This window comes from Finegoldia sp. BIOML-A1, assembly GCF_009678325.1.
GTDB classification, from domain to species: Bacteria; Bacillota; Clostridia; order Tissierellales; family Peptoniphilaceae; genus Finegoldia; species Finegoldia magna.
In genome coordinates this window covers 39,116-62,642 of sequence record NZ_WKZF01000004.1, presented here as the reverse complement: position 1 = coordinate 62,642, position 23,527 = coordinate 39,116, and the positions used below count along the sequence as shown (strand labels likewise).

18 protein-coding genes are annotated in these 23,527 nt (G+C 29.9%); 1 reads left to right on the top strand and 17 read right to left on the bottom strand.

Annotated elements, in window-relative coordinates:
* Positions 1-56 precede the first annotated feature (56 nt).
* Both GKG00_RS05185 and GKG00_RS05180 read right to left on the bottom strand, forming a co-directional pair.
* Positions 57-1,298, bottom strand: a complete 1,242-nt coding sequence (locus tag GKG00_RS05185) for a zinc ribbon domain-containing protein (RefSeq protein WP_154254577.1) — start codon at positions 1,296-1,298, stop codon at positions 57-59.
* Positions 1,299-1,646: 348 nt separating this feature from the next.
* Entirely contained in the window at positions 1,647-2,468 is an 822-nt protein-coding gene (locus GKG00_RS05180; RefSeq protein ID WP_154254576.1) for an RluA family pseudouridine synthase, read from the bottom strand.
* Between the two features lie 64 nt (positions 2,469-2,532).
* On the opposite strand from GKG00_RS05180, the gene GKG00_RS05175 reads away from it, so the two are divergent.
* Positions 2,533-3,354 (top strand): NAD(+)/NADH kinase, encoded by an 822-nt coding sequence (locus tag GKG00_RS05175; RefSeq protein ID WP_002836745.1) that lies wholly within the window; start codon positions 2,533-2,535, stop codon positions 3,352-3,354.
* A 50-nt stretch (positions 3,355-3,404) separates the two neighbouring features.
* On the opposite strand, the gene GKG00_RS05170 is transcribed toward GKG00_RS05175, so the two are convergent.
* From GKG00_RS05170 to typA, 15 genes are all read right to left on the bottom strand, one after another.
* Complete coding sequence (locus tag GKG00_RS05170) at positions 3,405-4,823, bottom strand: penicillin-binding protein 2 (RefSeq protein WP_154254574.1); 1,419 nt, start codon at positions 4,821-4,823, stop codon at positions 3,405-3,407.
* Positions 4,813-6,147, bottom strand: a complete 1,335-nt coding sequence (locus GKG00_RS05165) for an FtsW/RodA/SpoVE family cell cycle protein (RefSeq protein ID WP_154254572.1) — start codon at positions 6,145-6,147, stop codon at positions 4,813-4,815. Before GKG00_RS05165 ends, GKG00_RS05170 begins: the two co-directional genes overlap by 11 nt.
* A complete protein-coding gene (locus GKG00_RS05160; protein WP_154254571.1) occupies positions 6,137-6,643 on the bottom strand; it encodes an FHA domain-containing protein in 507 nt (168 codons plus the stop codon). Before GKG00_RS05160 ends, GKG00_RS05165 begins: the two co-directional genes overlap by 11 nt.
* Positions 6,644-6,731: 88 nt before the next feature.
* Positions 6,732-7,304, bottom strand: coding sequence for a xanthine phosphoribosyltransferase (locus tag GKG00_RS05155; RefSeq protein ID WP_094205910.1), 573 nt, complete (start codon positions 7,302-7,304; stop codon positions 6,732-6,734).
* Positions 7,305-7,420: 116 nt separating this feature from the next.
* A complete protein-coding gene (locus GKG00_RS05150) occupies positions 7,421-9,118 on the bottom strand; it encodes a phospho-sugar mutase (RefSeq protein ID WP_154254569.1) in 1,698 nt (565 codons plus the stop codon).
* 9 nt (positions 9,119-9,127) lie between these two features.
* Positions 9,128-9,745 carry a hypothetical protein gene (locus tag GKG00_RS05145; protein ID WP_154254567.1) on the bottom strand — a complete coding sequence of 206 codons (618 nt, stop codon included), beginning with the start codon at positions 9,743-9,745 and terminating at the stop codon, positions 9,128-9,130.
* The gene (pulA, locus tag GKG00_RS05140) at positions 9,745-11,553 is read right to left on the bottom strand and encodes a type I pullulanase (RefSeq protein WP_154254565.1); all 1,809 of its coding nucleotides are present in this window, start codon (positions 11,551-11,553) and stop codon (positions 9,745-9,747) included. Before pulA ends, GKG00_RS05145 begins: the two co-directional genes overlap by 1 nt.
* Positions 11,554-11,562: 9 nt before the next feature.
* Positions 11,563-13,656, bottom strand: a complete 2,094-nt coding sequence (locus GKG00_RS05135; protein ID WP_154254564.1) for a glycogen/starch/alpha-glucan phosphorylase — start codon at positions 13,654-13,656, stop codon at positions 11,563-11,565.
* Positions 13,653-15,077, bottom strand: a complete 1,425-nt coding sequence (glgA, locus tag GKG00_RS05130; RefSeq protein WP_094207308.1) for a glycogen synthase GlgA — start codon at positions 15,075-15,077, stop codon at positions 13,653-13,655. Before glgA ends, GKG00_RS05135 begins: the two co-directional genes overlap by 4 nt.
* Positions 15,078-15,087: 10 nt before the next feature.
* The gene (gene glgD / locus GKG00_RS05125; RefSeq protein WP_094208802.1) at positions 15,088-16,200 is read right to left on the bottom strand and encodes a glucose-1-phosphate adenylyltransferase subunit GlgD; all 1,113 of its coding nucleotides are present in this window, start codon (positions 16,198-16,200) and stop codon (positions 15,088-15,090) included.
* A 9-nt stretch (positions 16,201-16,209) separates the two neighbouring features.
* The gene (locus GKG00_RS05120; protein WP_154254563.1) at positions 16,210-17,349 is read right to left on the bottom strand and encodes a glucose-1-phosphate adenylyltransferase; all 1,140 of its coding nucleotides are present in this window, start codon (positions 17,347-17,349) and stop codon (positions 16,210-16,212) included.
* Positions 17,350-17,357: 8 nt separating this feature from the next.
* Entirely contained in the window at positions 17,358-19,262 is a 1,905-nt protein-coding gene (glgB, locus tag GKG00_RS05115; protein WP_154254561.1) for a 1,4-alpha-glucan branching protein GlgB, read from the bottom strand.
* A 38-nt stretch (positions 19,263-19,300) separates the two neighbouring features.
* Entirely contained in the window at positions 19,301-20,920 is a 1,620-nt protein-coding gene (locus tag GKG00_RS05110; protein WP_154254560.1) for an MBL fold metallo-hydrolase, read from the bottom strand.
* A gap of 81 nt (positions 20,921-21,001) precedes the next feature.
* Complete coding sequence (locus GKG00_RS05105; protein WP_094207313.1) at positions 21,002-21,328, bottom strand: YerC/YecD family TrpR-related protein; 327 nt, start codon at positions 21,326-21,328, stop codon at positions 21,002-21,004.
* A gap of 304 nt (positions 21,329-21,632) precedes the next feature.
* Positions 21,633-23,492, bottom strand: a complete 1,860-nt coding sequence (gene typA, locus GKG00_RS05100) for a translational GTPase TypA (protein WP_154254558.1) — start codon at positions 23,490-23,492, stop codon at positions 21,633-21,635.
* Positions 23,493-23,527 lie beyond the last annotated feature (35 nt).

Below are 23,527 nucleotides of genomic sequence, written 5' to 3'. Positions count from 1 at the left end.
TTGTATACCCTCTAATTTCATATCTCAAACATTATTAGTGAATATTTTATAAAGTTTTAATCTTTTAGATACAATCTAACCCAGGTTTCCCAGCCAACAGTTTGTTTTGGCGATTTCAATAAACCATTTTTCCCTTTGGCAACCATTCTTACAAAATCTTGGTCTTCCGTTAAATTCTTTCTGCCTTTTTCATTAAACTTATCAGTAGTAAGTCCAGTGTTTTTGTCATTTACAAATACAAGGCAATCATCATCTATTGTTTTTCTGATTTCATAATTTTTCTCTCCACTTGCTACATCAAAATCAGGCAATGTTTTATTTATATCTACAATATCCCAATTAATCGCATTATTTTTTGAGAAGAAAGATAAATCATAATTTTGTCTCAAAGTTAAATCATTAGATTCTATTAATAAAATTTTCTTTCCTGGAAATGCGTATTGTGAAGCATTTTCTAAACTCAACTTTGCATTTTTTGGATTTTCTATTGTTAACTTTATAGGATCAATCAAAATTTTATATCCGTCATTTTCCTTTACCATTTTTAATGGGTTAGTACTTTTATAAGATTTATCTGATTTTAGATTTGCTTCATCATCTTCTAACCATTTCAAAATAGTTGTTTGATGCTCAGGGTTAGAATTTATTTCGTTAATAAATTCTTCAGCATCTTTGTTTCTAAACGGCACAGATTGATTTGATGATTTTACAATACTCATCATTTGTTCTGAGGATTTAGCTTGTATTGCTTGAATAAATTTAGCTTTTACAGTTTCAGCTGTAATGGTTTTTCCAGCAAGATTTTCTTGGAACATAGGTTTTATGTATTTAATACCAAATACAATACCAATTAATAAAGCCACACCAATAATTGAAAATATAATTTTCTTAAATATCGATGATTTTTCATCATCTTCATCATAATAATCGTAGTAATCATCATAATCTGTATTTGTTTCTTGGAATGCTTTTTCTCTTTCTTCTTTCAATGATTCAGATTCAATATCCACTACATTTAATCTGTCAGTTGTATCTTGATTAGAGTCATTATCTATCTTAGAATAATTTTTCTCATTATCTGTTGAACTATCTTCTTCTTTTTTTATAAAACCAAGATCGTGATTTTGAGTTTCGTTTCTAAATTTAGAAGCCTCTAACAAAAAATCCTCAAATGTTTTTCCTTCAGAAGAAAAATCATCATCTTTTGAAAAATCATGACCACAAACTCTACAAAATCTATCTTCAACGCCAACAAATGAATTACAATTTGGGCATTTCTTTAAATTAGAATCTTTCATAATATCACTCACCTTATCTATCATATATTATACATTCTCATACTACTTTAGTGAATAGATAATCTCAAATTAAACACATAAGAAAAAAGCATGAGATTTTGTCCCATGCTAAGAAGCGAAATCGCTTTTATTTTCAAAATATCCTCAGAAGACCCTAATCAATTAATGACCTTCAGTATGTGAAGGTGGGTTGACTGTCTCAAACATCTGACATCCCTTCAAAGAGGGCTCGTCATCAATTATTGAACGTCCGTCATCCCTTATAGTGTGTGTCGGTTTAATTTTTCAGGGTTCCTCTTCTGAGGTTAATTTAATTATACTACAACATAAAAGTGTTTTCAAGTAAGATTAATTATTCAAAAATTTATTAAATCTTTGTGGAATTTCTGTCGTAATAATATGCTTATTTCTTTTCATATCAACAAATTCTATTTCATTTGCATGTAGCATTTGAGAAAATCCTTCTATTTTTTCTCCGTACAAACTATCTGCGACTATTGGACAATTAATATATTCCATGCTTACTCTTATTTGATGAGTTCTACCTGTCACAAGCTTTAAACTAACCAATGAATAATCCCCATAATTTTTAAGATTTTGTAAAATAGTTACACTATTTTTACCTTTTTCATCAACTTCTGTTTTAATTCCATCGCGTTTTAAGTTTAATTGTATTTTTTGGTTTTTGGGATTTCCTTTTACGATTGCCAAGTATTTTTTCTTAAACGAGTTTTTTTGATAATAGGCTTGAGCTATTTTATTTTTAGCAACCATTACAACACCCGATGTATCTTGGTCCAATCTGCTAATAAATCTAACTTTCTGATTAATATTTCGTTGTTTAAATAAATAAGACACAAAATTAGCTAAGCTTTCTTCTCCTTCTGTATTCATTGTAAGTTTGTCAGGTTTATTTAATACAAAAATATCATCATCTTCATACAAAATTTCAATATCTAAGTTTATTGGTTCGTAATTATTCTCCTCATCTCTAAGATTGATGGTTACTTTGTCACCTTGTTTTAACTTAGAATTTCTCTTTGCATGTTTCTCATTTATAAAAATATCATCTTTGTAAATACTGAGAAATAAATTTTTGGAAATGTGATTTGATTTCAAAAACTCATCTAACCTTATTTTTTTATCTACATCAAAACTAATTTGTTTCATTGTTTAAATCTCCAGTTATTTGGTATAATAAAATTATATCAAATATTAGGAGCTTTTAGTATAAATGAACAAAAACAGCAAAATTATAAATATATATGTAAACGATAACCAAAAATCACTTGAAACAGCTTTAATTGTAAAGGAAAAATTAGAACAAAAAGGATTCAAACCTACATTCGATTTTGATGAGAATGCGCTGATTAATCTTTGTATCGGTGGAGATGGAGCATTCCTAAGAGCAGTTCACAAATACGAATTTTCAACTATTCCTTTTGTTGGAATAAACACCGGTCACTTAGGTTTTTATCAAGAAATTCTTATTCCAAACATCGACAAATTCATTTCAGATTTAATTAATGAAAATTATGGAATTGAGAAAATTTCCCTACTCGAATCAAAAACTGCAATCAGAAATAGCAGCAAAACTTATACGCACAAAGCGCTAAACGAATTCGTGGTAAAAAGCGATGACTCATCGATTGTATATTTAGATGTATACATCGATGATAATCACTTAGAATCATTTGCTGGAGATGGAATAATTGTATCCACTCCTTCTGGGTCAACTGCGTATAACTTCTCAGCAGGTGGATCCGTATTGTATCACGGGCTTGATGGTTTTCAAGTAACGCCTCTTGCCCCAATTAATTCAAAAGCATATCGTTCTCTTTTAAATTCCCTTGTTGTTCCATCAAAAAGTAACGTTACTTTGTATTTTAGAGATCACAATTTCGACAGAAAAAGCTCCATCGTTTTAGCCGATGGATTGAATAGAAGTTATGACAATGTAGATTATGTAAACTTCACTTATTCAGATCAGTATATCAATAAATTAGTTTTCTTAAAAGACTGGTATTGGTTAAATATCAAAGACAAATTCTTATAAGCAATAAAAAAACATGGATTGCAATGAATCATCGCCATCCATGTTTTGTTTTATTTTTCTAATCCTAATTCATTAATTGCTGCGTTGAGCATTTTTGAAGCTATAGGTCCTGCAGTTTTTACACCATAAGAGTTATCATCTTCCAAAATAACTGCTATCGCAAATTTTGGTTTCTTTGCCGGTGCAGCAGCGACAAACCAAGCGTGGGTACTTGTTTTATCTTTAATTTCTGCCGTACCTGATTTTGCGATTACAGATGTACTAACATTTAGTGTATCGTAACTTTCTGCAGTAGATCTCAAATAATCTTTCAATGTTTCCATATTTTGTTTATTGCCAACTTCAGATAATAATTCAGGCTTAGTTTCTTTAATTACTTTGCCTTCTGAGTCTATTATTTGACTAACCAAATAAGGTTTTAACATTTGTCCATCATTTGCTACAGCGCTCATTGCCATCGCCATATTCAATGGAGTCACCAAAGTTTCTCCTTGACCAAAACTTGTTGTTGCAATATCTGCATTACTCTTTGTTTTAGAATATCCATTAACGCTTACTGCTACTGGTAAATCAAAAGGAATTTTCTTGCCAATCATAAATTTTGAAGCATTATCTTCTAAAATTTTGTTGCCTAATTTTACACCCTGCGATGCAAAATAAACATTCGATGATTTTTCAAGAGCTTTTCTCAAATCCGTCTCTCCAAAAACAGCGCCATTATTATTGGAAATAGTGTACTTGTTAAACTCAATTGTACCAGTATTATCTTCTACAACTTTGTCAACTTTGTCTTCATTTTCTAATATTGCATTACCAGTAATTATTTTAAAAACCGATCCCGGAGTATACATTCCCTGTGTTGCACGATTTAATAGTGGAGATGTCTCCCTATTTAAAAGTTCTTGCCATTGTGATGAAACTTCGTTTGGATTATATGAAGGAAAAGTTGCCATTACATAAACTTCACCAGTTGTCGGATTCATCATTACGATTGAACCTTTTTTGCCGTCTAATAAATTGTATGCAAGTTTTTGTAATGTAGAATTTGTGGTCAAAACAAGATCGTTACCTTTATTGCTTGAGCCTACGATATTTCTCAATTGTGATAAAGGCGTGTCTTTGTTAATGTTTAATAGTTCTTTCATGTATGATTTTTCAAGACCAGCTGTACCGTAGGTTTTTGAATTGTATCCAGTTATATTTCCATAAATATCAGCATAATCAAAAAATCTATAATTTTTCCCAGATTGATCCTTCTTGGTTTCTACCAAAACATTTTTATCTCTATCATAGATTGTTCCACGTTCAACCTTATCTTCATCTACCCACAATCTTTTGTTGTATTCATTGTTTGCGATTTTATCAGCTTTTACTATCTGGAAATAAGTCAAATACAAAACCAACAACACAAACAAAGTCATCAAGAAAGATAAAACCACAATAATTCTTTTGTTCATTTTATTTTGCATAAATATCTTCCTCTCCTTGATCAGTTGAACAGAATTGTAAAATCGCAAGGCAAATAAATGACATCGCCATTGAAGTACCACCGTAACTTACGAATGGTATAGTAATTCCTGTTAAAGGAACCAACTTCATAACACCGCCAAACATAACAAGACCTTGAATTGCAAAAATAACAGAAATTCCAAGCGCCACAATCTTGTAAAATTTATTTGATTGATACAAAGAAATTTTCATTCCTCTATAAATCAAAATCAAAAACAACATTATTACACCCATTCCTGTGAAAGTCCCCATTTCCTCACATATCGCTGCAAAAATAAAATCACTTGTGACTACAGGAACTACATCAGGTCTTCCTAATCCAAGTCCAGTTCCAAAAAATCCCCCACTTGCAATCGCAAACAAAGCTTGTGTGATTTGATATCCAATTCCGTCAATATTCTTCCATGGATCTATCCATGTAGACACTCTTATTCGTATATGGGAAAAAAGCATATATGCAGCTACCGCTCCGGCAATAGCTATGAGTAAATTTAACAAAATTAATCTGATGTCTTCTTGATTTACAATTTGGTAAACTAAAAATAACCCGTAAAAAATCATTGCAGTTCCCAAATCTTTTTGCAAGAAAAACATCCCAATAAACAGATACACAACAATCATCAAGAAATATCTTTTGATTATAGGTAGATATTTTTTGTATTTTTGCGCTGACTTTATATTTATCCTATCTAACAAATCAGTGTTATAGTCATAACTAGCTAAGAAAAATACATACAAAATTTTTGTAATTTCAGATGGTTGGAATCCAACTCCAAATATGCTAATCCAGTTTCTAGCTCCGTATTTATCTTCAGCAAGAAGTAATGTAAATAGAAACATCACAACACAACCTATCAAATAAAGTGCTGTGAATTTGTACCACTTTTTGTAGCTTTTTAAAATAAAAAATGTTCCAAAAAACAATAATATCCCTATGGTAAACCACATTATCTGCTTCAATCCTTCATAAGGATTAAGCCTATAAATCACGATTACACCAATACTAAATAGCATACAAGCGATTTGTAATATATATCCATCACCTTTAGTGATTCTCGTTACGTATTTATTTGCCAAAAACATTAAAATTGTAGCAAACAAAAAATAAGCTAAAGCTTTCGGATCTAATCCTTTTTCGTTTGAACCCAAAGCTAGAAAAAAACCAAATATGTTAAACAGTAATATCAAATAAACTGGCTTTATCATTTTACTATTTACACGCATTGGTTTTAAATTATCGATAAATTCTTTAAATCTGCTATTTTTCTTACGTTTAGTTTGCATCTTTGTCACCATTTACAAACATAAATTCAATTTGTCCGATATCTATCAAATCTTTGTCGTTCAATCTTGCAGAATTAATCAATTTATGTCCATTCAAAAAAGTTCCATTAGCAGAATTCAAATCCTCGATATAATAATTATTTTTTTCTTTATAAATACGTGCATGTCTCTTCGATATAAACCTATCCTTTAATGCAACTTGATTGCTGTCGTCTCTTCCTATATTAGCAGTTCTTCCTATAAAATAATGCTCTTGTATTTTAAAAGGCAAATTTTCTTTTCTATTAATTAGTTTTAAATAAGTATTTGAACTGTAATTCATATTGTTTGTTCCTTTTATGTCCAAATAAATCATCTTGATTATGTTGAAAATAAAATAGTAAATTATTATTACAAACAAATATTTAAAAAACATAGAAATTAAATTATATAATTTTAAATTTGGAGTAATTTGTATAGAAAAGAATGCGTCCAATATGTCAATAATGTATTTCATAGGCTCCCATCCTTTCACATTGTATCCTAATCTAATATATCATATTTTGGACTTAAAAAATGAATAATAAAGTTACAATTTGTCAAAATTAATCCTCAAATATAACAGAATCGTCGGTGAACCCTTTAATTCTCGCCAATGATTCTATAGTGTAACCTTGTTGTCTTAAATTGTCTCCACCTTTTTGAAAAACTTTTTCTATCAAGATTCCAATTCCTTCAACAGTTGCATTCGCTTGTGAACAAATATCAATCAAGCCTTCCAATGCTTTACCATTTGCAAGGAAATCATCAATTAATAAAACATGATCATTTTCATCTAAGTACTCTTTTGAAACCATTACTTCGTAGCTTCTATTTTTAGTAAAACTAAACACTTCTGTTCTGTAACAATTATCTCCCAAAGTTTTTGAACTTGTTTTCTTTGCAAAAACAACAGGACAATTAAATCTAATCCCACATGCATACGCAATTGCAATTCCACTAACTTCAATCGTAAGTATTTTGTTTATTTTTTTATCCTTATACTTTTCATAAAATTCATTTGCCAAATCTTCAAAAAGAACAGGATCAATCATGTGATTAATGAACCTGTCTACTTTAAGTATATTTCCTGGTAATACTTGACCATCTTTCATTATTCTTTCTTCAAGTTTTCTCATTTTTCTCTCCTAGAATTTAATATAGTATATTATACATACAATATCAAAAAATCTCAATATTTGCCAATTAAAAAATATCACTTACCCAAGAATGAAAGGGCAAGTGATATTTTAAATTATTTAACATTCATCATTTTTTCTTTTGCTATTTTTTCAATATCCAAAACTTTTTGTTCAGCTTTTTCTTTTGAATCTGCAACAGAATAAATATATAGTTTGATTTTCGGTTCAGTTCCAGAAGGTCTCAAGGCATACCATGATCCATCGTCGTAGTAATATTTCAAAACATTTGATCTTGGAGTTCCATAATCTTTGTAATTTACATCGTAGTCTTTTGTTTCAACTAATTTTGTAGAACCTATTTCATTAATTGGATTATGTCTAAATTCTTCCATAATTCTTGCGATTTTTTCTTGACCATCTAATCCTTCTAACACAACAGAAGAAAGTGAATTTTCATGATATCCAAATTCTTCATACAAATCATTTAAAACATCAATCAATGTCTTTCCTTGTTTCTTATAAAAAGCTAACATTTCTGAAATCATCATTGAAGAGCTTACAGCATCCTTATCTCTTACAAATGTTCCATAGGAATAACCAATACTTTCTTCATATCCGAATACCCAAGATTTTTCTCCAGTTTTTTCGTATTCATTTGCTTTTCCACAAACATTTTTGAATCCAGTTAATGTTTCAATCATTTCAACGCCGTATTTTTTTGCAATTTTAGCAGACAAATCTCCTGTTACAATTGATTTAACAACTGCTGGATTTTCTGGCAAATCGTCTTTTTCGTATCTTTGACTTAAAATATAATTAGTCAATAATGCTCCAATTTTATTACCATCTAAGAAGACATATTCTCCATTACTTAAAACTTCGACAGCGGTTCTGTCTGCGTCTGGGTCTGTTGCCAATAACAAATCAGCTCCAACTTCTTTTCCCAAATTAATAGCATATTCAAATGCTTCTGGGTTTTCAGGATTTGGATAAGGAACAGTTGTGAAGTTACTATCTGGATTTTCTTGTTCTTTTACAACATAAACATTTTTGAATCCTCTAACATCTAGGATATGTCTTACAAATCTATTTCCGGTTCCGTTTAAAGGAGTGTATACGATTTTAACAATTTTATCAATATTATCGTCATTAATTGTAAGGCTTAGAACATCATCAAAATAATCTTTATCTAAATTTTCTCCAAAATATTCTATCTTCCCATCGGCTATTAATTTTTCAAAATCTCCTATCTTCACTTCTGTAAAACTTTCTATTTTGTCCAAATTATTCAAAATTTCATTAGCCTTATCTTCAAGAATTTGGCTACCTTCTTCCCAATAAGCCTTGTATCCATTGTATTCTTTTGGATTGTGTGATGCTGTAATCATAATTCCTGAAATGCAGTTAAATTTTCTGATTGAATAAGACAACATTGGTGTTGGTCTAATATCGTCAGACAAATAAACTTTTATTCCATTAGAAGCTAATACGTTTGCTGATATTTCTGCAAATTCTTTGGAGAATTTTCTTACATCGTAACTAATGCTTACGCCTCTTTTCATAGCTTCATCGCCGTAATTTTTTATAGTATCTGCAAGTGCTTGTGTTGTTTTCATTATGTTGTACTTGTTCATTCTATTTGTCCCTGCCCCGATTTTCCCTCTCAAACCTGCAGTACCAAATTCTAATGATTTATAAAATCTATCTTTTATTTCTTCATCATCATCTTTTATTGACATCAATTCGTCTCTGGTTTGTTGATCATAACAATCATCATTTAACCATTCATTATATTTTTTTAAATAATCCATAAAATCCTCCTATTGATAATAAATTAAACCTTTGTACAAAGACTTTTCCTTAAACCATTTTTCTAAATCATACACTCTCTTTGTTCCCCAGTTTGAGCATTCAATTTTCCAACTATCATCATAATAGATCGAAGTTATCGTAACCCAATGAAATTTAACATCAGGATTTTTATGATTTAACGTCAACATCAAAACCGGATAGCCATTTGCTATTGCGCCAATAATATATGTCACTATATTTCTGATATTCCAAGTAAAATTGTAGTTTTCTACAACAAGGATCACTCCGTTTTTCTTGGCGTACTTTCGAATAGCACTGTTCATTGGAAATAAAAATGGAACGCCATATAGTTTAGGTTTAACAAATGTAGATAACTTGTCAGCAAATTTTATATAATCAGTCTTGTTTATCGGACTGCCAATAAAATTTTCTGGAACTAACTTAGCATATTCTTTTTTTGTATTTGCTATGTAGATAAGAAAATTTGTGATGGCAATTACTGAACAACCTTTTTTAGTAAGATAGTTTGAATGCAAAACATCTTCAAACCATTGTTGATCTCCACCAAAGAAGCCTTCTATACTCAAAATTTTATCTACATCTTGAAGTTCATATCTAGTATCCATTATTTCTCCATACTTATTGAATATACCCCGCTTTTTCTCTCCCCAATCAAAATTATATTTCCGCTTACTTCTGTTTCAATTATTTTTTCATCAAAAATCTTCGTGCAATTTACAAAATGTTTAAAATAATTGCTCAAATCAAATTCAAATTGTTCCCCTGAATTTATAAAAACAAGCAAAAATCCTTTATCATTTTTAATACTAAAACAAATACAAAAATCATTTAAATCGTAAAATTTGATTTTGTTTCTAATCTCATTTTCATCTTTTAGATTAAATTCTGAATATCTTTTTCTAAATTCAATTAACGATTTTACATATTGGTATATTTCATTGTTATCATATTTCAACTTCCAATTCACTGCATTAATATCAAGTGGTAAATTATAAGTATTTTTAAACATCAATTTGCTTCTCAAAAACTCATTTCCACAATGGAAAAATGGTATCCCTTGACTTAGCATTATCAAATCAAAACAAAGCTTTGTAGATGTTGCAATATCAGCATTTGTTTTAAGTAATTTATCTTGAAGTATTAAATTATCGTGTGAATTAAAATAGTTAATAGATTCATTAGAATTTTTGCAAAACCCACGTCTATCTTCATCATAGTATATCGATCCACAAATTCCTACTTCCAAACTAATTTTATCTACATTTTTTTGAACAAAACCTGTAGAAATATCATCGTTATCACCTTTAATGGCATTTCTAAAAAAAGGATTGAATAACGCATAATCTTTTCCTTTTTGACTACCAAAAGTGGTTCTTCTGTTTTTTGGTAGTGGAGATTCATCTGCCATCCATGGCTCTCCGTATATAATTACATTATCATCTTCTTTTCGAAGTTCACTTACGATTTTATCAGTTGTTTCTGAATCTATCAGAGCCATCAAATCAAATCTGAAACCATCAATGTGAAATTCTTTTTGAAAATATAATAAGCTATGAATAATAAAATCTCTCACAAATTCATCTTCTGTGTTTAATTCATTACCAACACCAGATCCATTTGTAAAATCTCCATTATTATCACGTCTATAAAATTGTGGATAAATCAAATTAAATGGATGATCTTTATTTCTAAAAGTGTGATTATAAACCACATCCATAATCACACCGATATTATTAGCGTGTAAAGTTTGAATCATTTTTTTGAATTCAAAAATTCGATTCTTTGGATTTTCTGATTCTGTAGCAAAGCTACCTTCAATACAGTTATAATTTTCAGGATTGTAACCCCAATTGTAATTATCTTCAGAAAATTTTGCTGAATTTCTCTCATCAACGCCTACAAAATCAAATACAGGCATTAAATGAACATGTGTTATGCCCAAATTTTTTAAATGATTTATTCCTGAAACATCATTTTCTTCTACCAATCCCAAAAATTTCCCGCGATATTTTTCATCAACTTTGCTAGAAATATCTGAAGAATAATCTTTGATCGACAATTCATAAATTATAGATTCATTCCTATTTGCTATTTTGTATTGTTCATCTATGAACCCTACTGGATTTGTGGAATTCAAATCTACGACACATGACTTTAAGCTATTGATTGAAGAAGCTTTACAAAACGGATCTACAACTTCAAACTTTTCATCAAGCTGATATTTGTAATATACTCCTTCTAAATCCCCCTCAACCTTGACTTCAAAATATCCATCACTTTTTTTCATATCAACAGAATTGTATCTTACATCATCGTAATTTTCGTACAACAATAATTTTACACTAGTTATTTGCGGAGCATAAATCTTAAAAACTGTATATTCTTTATTATAATTAAATCCTAAATCATACATTTATAACTCCTAAACATCCTTTAAATAGTTAATTCCGAATTTTTTGGATATATCTATATTTTTAATAATTAAACCGTTCCATAAATTTTCATTCAAATACGATTTTTGAATTTTTTCATTAACTTCCACAAAATTATCAAAAGAATTTATCACATTAAAACTATCGTTGTATTTAAGAATCAAATTATAAATCTCATAAAATTCATCTATGAATTTTTTGTTTTCTAATAATTCGATATTTTTTAATATAAAATCCATACAACTGGATTCTGTATTTGCGAAATTTTCTTCATCAAACTTGATTACTCCAATATCTTTTAATCGACTCATATTTTCATAAACATTGGAATTACTTGTCAAAATAATTGAACCGTTATTCATAAATGCGTAAGGATATGTGTTTGAAATATCGAAGTTTTTATATGGTATATAATTGAAAACATCACAAGCTTTGGCGAAATCTGGCATTTGATCTAGCATAATATTTTCGACAAACACTAATTTTATTTTTTCTTGAATTAACTTATCCGAATTAATCATCTTAGATAAGCCAAGACACAAACTAATTGTTTTTTTGCAAAACAAATAATCAAACGAACTCATCCCTCCAATAAAAAACGTCGTAGGAGTAATTATCGTATTCACATTATCTTTTAGTTTTAAGTACAAATACAAAATATAAAAGACATTTAGAACTTGTCTCTTACCCTCGTGAAAATCTGATAATTGCATATTAAAAATGCTCTTATCATTTATATTTTTTAAGCTGTACTTTTCTACAAGTTTTTTCTTGTATTTTAGTTTGCTAGAATACAAATTATCACATTCCAGACTTTTATAGAATAAATCGTCGTTAAACCCATAGGTTTCTGTCACAATTTTACTTTCAACGTTTTTGGTGATATTCACATATTTGCTATTCAATAGATATTTCTTTTGATAATCAGACCCAACAATTATAGAATGTGTTACGAAAGCAATAAGATTAAAGCAATCTAGAAAATTGTCTTTGATAATTTGTGCGTACCCATTTTTATGAGCATTTTCATTTAGCAAATGGATAATATTTTTAATATAATCAAACTGATACAAAAATCTCAAATCCATTGATTCAAATGACTCTCTGTGCAGATTAATATTATAATACTTGAAAATTTTATTAGATTTTTCCAAAGCTTTTTCAAAATCATATCCAAAATCCAATAATTTTTGCAAGAATGCGATTATTACCAGAGCAACATTTGTTTCAACGATATTAATTTGAATATGGTCTTCGATGTTATCTGGATTTTTGAAAAATTTGATTTCGTCATTAAATATGTCTTCCACTATTGAATCTGCAAGAAATTTTTGTTGCAAGAATTTAATATACTTTCCAAATTCATCAATCTGAGGTGTATAAACAAATTGGCAAATTGAGTCTAGCTTGTTTTCTTCAGAATAAATCTCCTCAATTTTTCCGCGAATAAAATTTTCGTAATTAAGATTGGGATTAGCTTTTGGTGCAAATAATCTGATAAAATTCGTATTCCTATTTATATAAGGAATATCGTATATTCGTGATTTAATTTTATTATTATCTAATTCTATGTCGTATTCATTAGATCTTTTAAAAACGACGCTTGTTTTTTGATTATTATATACTGTCTCAATTTGATTTTCATCGATTATTTGTTGTTTAAACTGTGAATTTTTGTAAAAAATAGAATACACTTTACAAAACTTTCCTTGTTTTGAAATTTTCTCAAACAAATCTACTGAGAATCTTCCTATATAGCTTTGTCCTAGGTGCAGATCATTGTCCATATTTACAATATCTTCATATTTTTCTTGTAATATTTTTTGTAATGGAGTCTTTAAATTGAGTTCTTCAATATAATCTTCAAACAAATTTTCTACCATTAGTTCAAACGACACTATATATGTTCTATAAGATTTGTTAGTAGTTATATTTGTGTATTGTTCAGAAATAATTTCTTTAATGACTTCATTTAATGCTATTCTAATTTCATAGACATCCGCATTTTGAAGATCGACTAATGAGTTATACGATAATTTTATCTGCAATAGCTTTCTTAATCGATCTTCGGAAATATCAATCATTTAATAATCTCCTCGTAAAGTTGGATGTATTCTTTTGCAGATTTTTCCCAATCATTTTTTGACTTCATAGCATTTTCTTGAATTATTTTAAAATCATCATTGTAATAAAATGATATTGCACGTCTCAATGTGTACAAGAAGTCATGCGCGTTGATATTTGTAAAAGAGAATCCATTTCCTTCTTTGCTAAATTCGTTAAATGATTGAACAGTATCCCTCAATCCTCCAGTTTCACGCACTACTGGTATTGTTCCATACCTCATAGCAATTAATTGAGATATTCCGCAAGGTTCAAATATTGATGGCATCATCAAGAAATCTGCTCCTGCATAAATCTTGTGTGATTCTTCATTGTTATAATAAATATTTGCTTTTAATTTATCTGGGAATTTCCACTCATAATATTTGAACATTTCTTCATACGAATAATCACCTGTTCCCAGAATTATCACTTGTACATCTTCTGTCGTCAAAAACTCATCCATAATGTATCTTACAAGTTCAAGCCCCTTATTTTCAACTAATCTAGTAACCATGGCGAATATAGGCACATCTTTTTCTTCCAAACCGTACATTCTTTGTAATGCTTTTTTGTTCACGGATTTATCTTTGATATTTTTCAGTGAGTAATTTTTAAATAAATATTTGTCTTTTTCTGGGTTCCAAATAGTTGTATCAATTCCATTTGTAATTCCAGATATTTTGTAGTGATATTGTCTGATAACACCATCCAAACCCTCTCCAAAAAATGAGTATTTAATCTCATCGGCATAAGTTTTAGAAACAGTTGTAACTTTATCGCTAAAAACTATCGCACCTTTCATAAAATTAATTGCATCGTAAAATTTCAATGCATCTTCAGAAAAATACATAGGTGATAAATCTGTTTGTCTAAGTGAATTTGAACTGAATACACCTTGATATTTTAGGTTGTGAATTGTAAAAACAGTTTTAATCGACTCATAGAACGGATCCCCTTTAGCAAAATCTCTAGCATAAACATTTACCATTGCTGTGTGCCAATCATTGGAATGGATAATGTCGCAATCAAAATCGATATATCTTAATAATTGGACACAAGCTTTAGAGAAAAACACAAATCTTTCGCAATCGTCATTTTCTCCATACACATTATCTCTGTTAAAATAATCTTCGTTATCTAAAAAATAAAATTCCACACCTCTATGAATGTATTTGAACACACCAACATAATGATGTTTAAAATCCAAATCTACATAAAAGCTTCCCTCAAATTCAAATTTTTTTCTGTATTCCTCATTTATCAATTTGTACAAAGGGATGACCACTTTCACATCATGACCTTGCTTTTTCATTTCAAGTGGAAGTGTACCTGCAACATCTGCAAGTCCACCAGTTTTTATAAACGGATCAGCCTCTGCTGCACAATATAATATTTTCATTTACTTTCCCCTATTTATCTTCTAATATTGCATTCTTTTTTAATTCGTACGGATAATTTGGATTACCAACCGCAGTTACATTTTCTTTTATCAAAACTCCTTTATCAGTAATCGTATTTACAACTACTGCATTTTTTTCTATAACAGTTCTCTCGAAAATAACGGAATTTTTGATAACAGAACCCTCTTGAATTTCTACGCCTCTAAAAATAATTGAGTTTTCTACTTTACCATCTATTTTGACTCCGTTTGCTATCAATGAATTTTTCACACAAGCAGAATCACCATACAATGCTGACGGCTCGTCTTTTGATTTTGTTAACAACAATCCATTTTTGAAAAATACATTATTGTAAATATCGGCATTCAATAATTTCAAATTCGCATCGTAAAATTGAGTCAAATTTCTGATTACCTCAACATATCCGTCAATCATGTACACACCGATTTTTAATTTATCCAAATTAGAAATAATAACATCAATTAATTCATTAGAATTAGAATTTTTAGCTGCATCGTGAATCAAATTCAAAAAGACTTCTTTTTTCATGTAACCGATGTTAGTCATCAAATTAAATTCATCATCGACTCCTTGATTTGTTCCTATGCTGATTAGATTGCCTTTATCATCCAAGTTTAATCTAGTCTCACCGATGAATAATCCCGTTGCATTATCCATCTTTTTGCAGAACAATAATATGTCCAAATTTTCTTTTATAAATCTATCATGAGAAACCGAAAAATCTTCTCTAAAAATAACCATTGGATCGTAGAAGTACAACTCATCTTCTTTAGATCTCAAATAAAAATCTTTAGTTTCATTATAAGCTACAATTTCCTTACCTGCATTTTCAAAAGTTGGAGGAAATATGACAAGTCCATTTCGTCTTCTGTTCAATTCGTAACTTTCACCATTTCCCAAGTGATCAAGAGTAGACCTCATAATTTTGCCACCATACAAAACAACATTTGAAAATTCATTGTTTGCAAAGTTACTCAAAGCAATATCTATAATTCTGTATCTTGCTCCATAAGGAAGCATATATTCTGGTCTAGAATCTGTTAAATAACCAAAATCTTGTCTACTTTTTCCGCCGTATATAATTCCAATACAATTTTGCATAAATTCCTCCTAACACTCTTCAATTCCATCTTCGCTAACCAAGAAGATTTTGTCGGAGTTTTTATCACCAATTACTTGATTTTCTTCAATAGTCATGGACTCTGCGACTACACAGTTGTAAAGTTTTGCACCTTTTTTGATAACGGTATCGCTTAAAATAACAGAATCATGAACTTCTGCATTCTTTTCTACAGTTATCGAAGAAAACAAAACGGAATTGTTCACATTTCCGTAAATCAAACAATTTTCATTAATTAAAGATTTTTTGACCTCTGCAACTTCATCAACATAATGTGGCGGAAGATTTCTGTTTTTTGTGTAAATTCTCCAATTAGTATCGTACAAGTCAAGTCTATTATCAGGATTTAATAAATCCAAATTAGCCTGCCAGTAACTTCTTACAGTTCCCACATCTTTCCAGTAGCCATCAAATTTCCATGCAAAAACATTTAGTCCATCATTTATAATCTTAGGAATTATATTCATTCCAAAATCGTGCTTAGAATTCTTATCTTCATTGTCTTCGATCAAATAATTTTTTAAAGTATGCCAATTGAAAATATATATTCCCATAGAAGCCAAATTGCTTTTTGGATTTTTTGGTTTTTCTTCAAATTCAACAATTTTTCCGTCTTCATCAGTATTCATAATACCGAATCTACTAGCTTCACTCCAATCTACTTCCATTACTGCTATTGTAAGTTCGCTATTCTTATCCTTATGATATTTTAAAATTTTATTGTAATCCATTTTGTAAATATGATCACCAGATAAAATCACAACATATTCTGCATCTAATTCATCCAAGTAATTCATATTTTCGTAAATAGAATTGGCTGTACCTTCATACCAATTACCACCACTTTCTGTGGCAAATGGAGATAAAATTCTTAAACCGCCAGAATTTCTGGATAAGTCCCAACTAGATCCATTTCCTAAATGTGAATTTAATTTGAATGGTTTGTATTGTGTTAAAATTCCTACATCTCTTATATCTGAATTTGCAGCATTACTCAAAGCAAAATCAATTATTCGATATTTTCCACCAAATGACACTGCTGGTTTTGCAACATTTTTTGTCAATGCTTTTAGTCTTGAACCTTGTCCTCCCGCTAAGAGCATAGCGACAACTCTATTTCGCGCCTTCATAAATCCTCCTATTTTATATTGATATTTCTAAGTTTATTTAATTTTATAAACATCGCAGAAAATGGTTCTATATCAACTTTGATAGAAAATTTTCTGTCATTGTGTCCGTTATTTTTGGAATAATAAGGTTTATTCCTTAGCAAATTACCGCCATATTTTTTCATTGAAGAGTTAAGTACAACTGAATAAAGCGCATAATAATCGACACCTACAGGATATTTCTCTCTTTTTACAGGTGTGAAATTAAAAATACAAATAATTTTTTCGTTTTTAGAATTTATTCTCTCGAAAATAATCAAAGATTCATTTGCGTTGTTCACATCTTCCCATTGAAAACCTGAATAGCTAGTATCCAAATCATAAAACTCGTTATTATCTCTGTAAAATTTATTCAAATCTTTCATGAAATGTTTTAATTGTTGATGTTTCTCGTATTCCAAAACTTCCCATGTGATATCTTTGTATTCATTCCATTCATCAAATTGTCCTATGTCATTACCCATAAATAAAAGTTTCTTACCTGGATGAGCAAACATAAAAGAATACAAAAGTCTTATTTGATCGAATTTTTCATCGTAAGTTCCAGGCATTTTACCAATCATTGAGTTTTTCATATGAACTACTTCGTCGTGACTAAATGGTAGAATGTAATTTTCATTAAAGGTGTACATTATCGAAAAAGTTAATAAATTATGATGGTCTTTCCTGAAGATTGGATCCATCTTCATGTATTTGATTATGTCATTCATCCAACCCATATTCCACTTAAAATCAAAACCAAGTCCATCTTCTTCTACAGGTTTTGTAACATTTGGCCAAGAAGTTGATTCTTCTGCAATGACAAACGTACTAGGAAATTCTTGTTTGATTGTTTGATTTAATTTTTTAATAAATTCGATAGCTTCCTTGTTCTCATAGCCGCCATCTTCGTTTTTGATATCTTTTCCAGCAAAGTTCAAATAAATCATATAAGCAACTGCATCAACCCTTATTCCATCCAAATGATAGTATTTGAGCCAAAATAATGCAGAAGATATAAGAAAATTTACCACTTCTTTTTTTGAAAAGTCAAAGTTCAACGTTCCCCATTGATCATTATCAGCTAAGTATTGGTCAGATTTTTCGAATAAATTACTTCCGTCAAATTTTCTAAGTCCAAAATCATCTCTACAAAAATGAGCCGGCACCCAATCCATGATAACTCCAATATCATTCTGGTGTAATTTGTCAATCAAATACATCAAATCTTTTGGACAACCAAATCTAGATGTCGCTGCAAAAAAACCCGTAAGTTGATATCCCCATGATCCATCAAATGGATGTTCCATTAATGGCATAAATTCAACATGTGTGTAATTCATTTCTTTGAGATAAGATACAAGTTCATCTGCTAATTGAACGTAGGAAAGGTAATTTTCATCACGTTTTCGCCATGAAGAAAGATTTATTTCGTAGATACTCATAGGATTGTGAAATATATCAGTTTCTTCTCTTTTTGTGAGCCATTTTATATCATTCCATTTATAACCATCAATGTCATAAACCTTGCTTGCTGTTTTAGGTTTTAATTCGCTATGAAATGCAAATGGATCCGCTTTATATAAAACTTCTGAATCTTGTGTTACTATTCTGTACTTATATGAATCAAAGATTTTAACATCCCTAATACAAATCTCCCAGATTTGTTCGTCATGTAATTTTTGAAGCGGAAGTGAATAATCGTCCCAATCATTGAAATCTCCAACTAAATTTACGTGCTTAGCATTAGGAGCCCACACCAAAAATCTGGTGTAGGTTCCAAATCCATCTGAGTAAATATGAGTTCCTAAAAATTTGTACAAATTATTATTGTTTCCTTCATGAAACAAATATACATCCGTTTCATTATTTCCCTGATAAAAATATTTTTCCATATTTTCTCCCAGCTATTTAATTAGCCTTTTATACAGACTTATTCTCCAGTTATCATGTTTATTGTCATGATTTTATTCTTCAAATCTAAAATTTGATTGTTAAGTTGATTGTATTCTTCAGAATCCATATTGTTATGGTCGAATAATTCTTTATTTTCATACAATCGATCGATTTTTTTCTTTATCTTTTCTAATTCGGCATACAAATCATTATTTTCTCGGTTTGTAGATATTTCTTGTTCTATATTGTAATTTCCCGCTTCAAATTCTTCTGTTGAATAAATTTTTGGGATAACAGCCTCAACATTATACTTTTCTTTTAACAAATTAGATAAAGTTTCTGCTCCTTCATTTTCACCATGTGTTATGAAGATTTTCTTAGGCTTTACTTTCATATTGTCTACAAAATCCATAAGATTGTTTTGATCGGCATGACCTGAAAATCCGCCCAAATTATATATTTCAGCGTTTACTTTTATTGTTTCGCCAAAAAGTTTAACTTCATCTATACCATCCAATAAAATTCTTCCAAGTGATCCTTGCGCTTGATATCCAACAAAAACAACTGCGTTTTTTTCATCCCACAAGTTGTGTTTCAAATGGTGACGAACACGTCCAGCTGTAGCCATTCCGCTAGAAGAAATAATTACTCTAGGGAATTTTACGCTATTAAGCATTTTCGATTCGTCTACATTTTTAACGTAATGTAAGTTTTCGAATTCGAATACATTATCTCCACTTGAAATATAATCCTTTGCTTTTTGATTAAATAAATCGGTATTTTTCATAAATGCTTTTGTCGCTTCGAGAGCCATCGGACTATCTACGTATACTGGGACTTTCTTCTCATAATGATTTTTTATTTGATAATCGTAATAACTGTTTAGTTCATAAATGATTTCTTGAGTTCTTCCAACTGCAAAACTAGGAATAATTACAGTTCCACCTCTTGATGACACTTTTTCAATTATCTCAATTAAAGAATGTACACTTTCTTTGTAAGGTTCGTGAATTCTATTACCATAAGTGGATTCCATAACTAAATAATCGCAACCAGATAAAACATATGGATTGTTTAAAATAGGATTATTTGAAGTCCCTATATCTCCTGAGAAAATAATTTTTGTAGTCTTTCCATTTTCAGTGATAAATATTTCAAGACTTGACGAACCAAGCATGTGACCTGCGTCTCTGAAAATAACACTTATGTCCTCATTTATTTTAACTACCTCATTATAGTAACGCCCTTGAAATAATGAAATACAACTCATTGCGTCTATCGTCGTATAAAGTGGACTTAAAAGTTTTTTTCCTGATCTTTGTCTTTTTCTATTTTCCCATTCAACATCACTCTCTTGAATCTTGGCACTATCCATTAGCATTATTTCTGCCAAATCTTTTGTAGCTTTTGTGCAGTAGATTGGTTTTCTATAGCCATTTTTATATAAAAACGGAATTCTTCCTGTATGATCAATATGAGCATGAGTCAAAATCATAAACTCCGCTTTACTAAAGTCTATTTCATCATGGTTTTTTTGTTCTAACTCTTTACTTCCTTGGAACAATCCGCAGTCAACCATAAATTTGTGTTTTTCAGTCTCCACAAGATAACAAGATCCTGTTACCTCTTGTGCAGCTCCTAAAAATGTAATTTTCATTAAATCACCTCTTATTTACTATATACCCAAAATGTTATGTCATAGTAAAATATCCGCAAAATAAAGTTTGCGGATAAAAAGTTATTTTTGTTTTCTTTTTCTTTTTTCTTCCAAATTTCTTGCTATTAAAGTATCTAATACAAGTTCATAACCTTGAGCACCGTTTTGTAAAGATCTATTCACTCTACTAATGGTCGCAGTAGACGCGCCAGTATCTTTTTCAATTTCGCTATAAGTTTTTCTTATTTTGAGTAATTTTGCTACTTCTAATCTTTGTGAAATTGAATGTAACTCTCTCATTGTGCAAACGTCTTCAAAAAAACGTTGTAACTCCTCTTTTCCGTTTAACATCATAATTGCATCGAAAAACTCATTTAATGTGTTATCCTTGATATTAATTTCAGCCATAGTTTTACTCCTTAAAATTTTTTTAGGTAACCTTTACCCATTAATAAAATATAATATAATGCATTTGATAATTTAAGTATACACGCTTTTTCTAACTAAAGCAAATGTTTTTTTAAATTAAACTTCTAATATATATCTCTATACTAATTAAATAGAAAAATTATGATACTTTATATTTTTATATACATTATATACCCATTAATGTTAGTGTTTATTCTCGACAATTCAATTTTATTGTTAATTTTATTTTAAAAATTTTAAATTAAAAAAAGGGAACTTATCAACTGATAAATTCCCGCTAAAATTATTTATTATATTTTTTTGATTTGTACCTTAATTGAGTATCCAAAATCTTCTTTCTCAATCTCAAATGATGAGGAGTAATTTCAATTAATTCATCTTCTTCAACAAATTCCATCATTTCTTCTAAACTCATGATTTTTGGAGGAGATAGTTTTAATGCTTCATCTGCTGCAGAAGATCTGATATTTGTTTGCGCTTTTTTCTTACATATATTTACTTCAATATCTAATCCTTTTGCATTAGACCCTACAACCATTCCTTCATATACTTCATCTTGAGGTTGTACGAATAAAATTCCCCTGTCTTGTGCTGCATTTAATCCATAAGCTGTAGCAACTCCTGTATCAAATGAAATCAATGAACCTAATTGACGTTTTGGAATTTCGCCTTTATAAGGCTCATATCCTTTAAGTTCTGTGTTGATAACTCCATTACCCTTTGTATCGCTCAAAAACTCTTGACGGTATCCAATAAGACCTCTAGAAGGAATTTCAAAAGTAAGCCTTGTATATCCGCTAGAAGTATTTGAAATATCTTGCAACTCACCTTTTCTAGTTCCCAATTTTTCGATTACAGTACCAACAAATCCTTCTTCAACATCAATTGTAACTATTTCAATTGGTTCAAGAACTTTTCCATTTTCGTCTTTTTTGAATAAAACTTCTGGTTTTGAAACTTGGAATTCAAATCCTTCACGCCTCATATTTTCTATTAAAACAGATAAGTGAAGTTCTCCTCTACCACTAACTCTAAAAGTATCTGTAGAATCAGTATCTTCAACTTTTAGACTTACATCGGTTTCTAATTCTTTGTACAATCTAGCACGAACTTGTCTACTTGTTACAAACTTTCCATCTCTGCCAGCGAATGGAGAATTGTTAACTGAGAAATTCATCGCCAACGTAGGACTTGAAATGCTTACAAACTCAATAGGTTCACAATCTTCTTCATTTGCTAATGTGTCTCCAATTTCTATTCCCTCTACACCAGTTAAGGCTACGATAGAACCGAATTTAGATTCATTAACTTCGACTCTGTTTAATCCATCGAATTCGTAAATCTTAGTTACTTTAATCTTCTTTTTCTTATCTGGATTATTGTAATTTACTATAACACAGCTATCATTAACTTTTACTTTACCTTGTTCAATCTTACCAATTCCAATTCTACCAACGTAATCGCTAAAATCAGTTGTAGAAATCAAAAGCTTAAATGGTGCATCTTCTTCTCCTTCTGGAGCTGGAATGTAGTCTATGATTTTGTCCAATAAGGCAGTCATATCTTCTGGTCTTTCTTCCAAATCGTCAGTTGCAAATCCTTCCCTTGCAGAAGCAAATACAAATGGAGAATCCAAATAAGATTCATCTGCATCTAATTGAATAAATAAATCCAAAATTTCATCTACTACTTCATCTACCCTAGCTTCTTTTCTGTCAATTTTATTGATACAAATAATTGTAGGTAAATTTAATTCAAAAGCTTTTTTTAATACAAATTTTGTTTGTGGCATAGGTCCTTCAAAAGCATCCACTACCAGCACAACTCCACTTGTCATTTTCAATACACGTTCTACTTCTCCTCCAAAGTCAGCATGACCCGGAGTATCTATAATATTAATTTTATGATTTTTGTAGTCAATTGCGGTGTTTTTAGAAAGAATAGTAATTCCTCTTTCACGTTCTATATCATTACTATCCATTACACGATCTTGTACATCTTGATTTTCTCTAAAAATACCACTTGTTTTTAATAACCCATCTACCAAAGTTGTCTTACCATGGTCAACATGGGCAATAATTGCTACGTTTCTTACATCTTCTCTTTTCAAAATTCCACTTCCCTCTAATTTGTGACACTTCATTATATCATAAATTGAAAAAAATAAAAGAAAAATTT

What these genes read in the sequence shown, in the direction of transcription:
- glgD (WP_094208802.1), bottom strand. Translation starts at nt 16,200, where the DNA reads ATGCAAAATTGTATTGGAATTATATACGGCGGAAAAAGTAGACAAGAT.
- glgA (WP_094207308.1), bottom strand. Translation starts at nt 15,077, where the DNA reads ATGAAAATATTATATTGTGCAGCAGAGGCTGATCCGTTTATAAAAACT.
- GKG00_RS05175 (WP_002836745.1), top strand. Translation starts at nt 2,533, where the DNA reads ATGAACAAAAACAGCAAAATTATAAATATATATGTAAACGATAACCAA.
- GKG00_RS05110 (WP_154254560.1), bottom strand. Translation starts at nt 20,920, where the DNA reads ATGAAAATTACATTTTTAGGAGCTGCACAAGAGGTAACAGGATCTTGT.
- GKG00_RS05170 (WP_154254574.1), bottom strand. Translation starts at nt 4,823, where the DNA reads ATGCAAAATAAAATGAACAAAAGAATTATTGTGGTTTTATCTTTCTTG.
- GKG00_RS05145 (WP_154254567.1), bottom strand. Translation starts at nt 9,745, where the DNA reads ATGGATACTAGATATGAACTTCAAGATGTAGATAAAATTTTGAGTATA.
- GKG00_RS05135 (WP_154254564.1), bottom strand. Translation starts at nt 13,656, where the DNA reads ATGATTGATATTTCCGAAGATCGATTAAGAAAGCTATTGCAGATAAAA.
- glgB (WP_154254561.1), bottom strand. Translation starts at nt 19,262, where the DNA reads ATGGAAAAATATTTTTATCAGGGAAATAATGAAACGGATGTATATTTG.
- GKG00_RS05155 (WP_094205910.1), bottom strand. Translation starts at nt 7,304, where the DNA reads ATGAGAAAACTTGAAGAAAGAATAATGAAAGATGGTCAAGTATTACCA.
- GKG00_RS05120 (WP_154254563.1), bottom strand. Translation starts at nt 17,349, where the DNA reads ATGAAGGCGCGAAATAGAGTTGTCGCTATGCTCTTAGCGGGAGGACAA.
- pulA (WP_154254565.1), bottom strand. Translation starts at nt 11,553, where the DNA reads ATGTATGATTTAGGATTTAATTATAATAAAGAATATACAGTTTTTAAG.
- GKG00_RS05165 (WP_154254572.1), bottom strand. Translation starts at nt 6,147, where the DNA reads ATGCAAACTAAACGTAAGAAAAATAGCAGATTTAAAGAATTTATCGAT.
- GKG00_RS05185 (WP_154254577.1), bottom strand. Translation starts at nt 1,298, where the DNA reads ATGAAAGATTCTAATTTAAAGAAATGCCCAAATTGTAATTCATTTGTT.
- GKG00_RS05105 (WP_094207313.1), bottom strand. Translation starts at nt 21,328, where the DNA reads ATGGCTGAAATTAATATCAAGGATAACACATTAAATGAGTTTTTCGAT.
- GKG00_RS05150 (WP_154254569.1), bottom strand. Translation starts at nt 9,118, where the DNA reads ATGGATTATTTAAAAAAATATAATGAATGGTTAAATGATGATTGTTAT.
- typA (WP_154254558.1), bottom strand. Translation starts at nt 23,492, where the DNA reads ATGAAGTGTCACAAATTAGAGGGAAGTGGAATTTTGAAAAGAGAAGAT.
- GKG00_RS05160 (WP_154254571.1), bottom strand. Translation starts at nt 6,643, where the DNA reads ATGAAATACATTATTGACATATTGGACGCATTCTTTTCTATACAAATT.
- GKG00_RS05180 (WP_154254576.1), bottom strand. Translation starts at nt 2,468, where the DNA reads ATGAAACAAATTAGTTTTGATGTAGATAAAAAAATAAGGTTAGATGAG.